This window comes from Pseudomonas gebzensis, assembly GCF_034427815.1.
Taxonomy (GTDB): Bacteria; Pseudomonadota; Gammaproteobacteria; order Pseudomonadales; family Pseudomonadaceae; genus Aquipseudomonas.
On the sequence record NZ_JAXQNS010000044.1, the window covers coordinates 1 to 464 of the forward strand.

At 56.0% G+C, this 464-nt stretch carries 1 pseudogene; it reads right to left on the reverse strand.

The annotated features are described in order from the left end of the window. Window positions 1-464: pseudogene (locus SJI00_RS22390) on the reverse strand (T6SS effector BTH_I2691 family protein); the annotation flags it as partial.

Consider the following 464-nt stretch of genomic DNA (forward strand, 5'->3'; position numbering starts at 1 on the left):
TCCATCCAGATTTGACGTGGTTGTTGGCGATCTTGATCAACGTCGCGAAAGATTCTTTACCCACCTCGCTGAGGGCTCGATACAACTGACTGTTCTTGACGCTCTCAAGATCCAGCACTGCAGCAACTTCTGAAGAGCGTGTCGCAAAGCTCGTGGCGTCCCCCGAAGCGCCGGGATTGAAAAGTGCAGCGCTGCCGTCGCCCTGGTGGCCCTGGTCATCCAGATAACCGGTGGTACTGAAGTTGTTCGCTACCTGTCTGAGCAGGGTATCGACCTCCGGGTTAAAGTTGAGCCGGGCAAGGCCAAACAATGAACTGGGTTGCTGGATCTGTTTGCACAACCATTGCTGCCCCTCGTTACCTAGTGCTAGCAGCGTGTAAATGGCTTGGGCGGTGTGCATCAGCGAGCAGGCCTGGGCTTCATCCGCCGTGTCGTGATAAATCTCATCGGCACTGGCGGCGAGT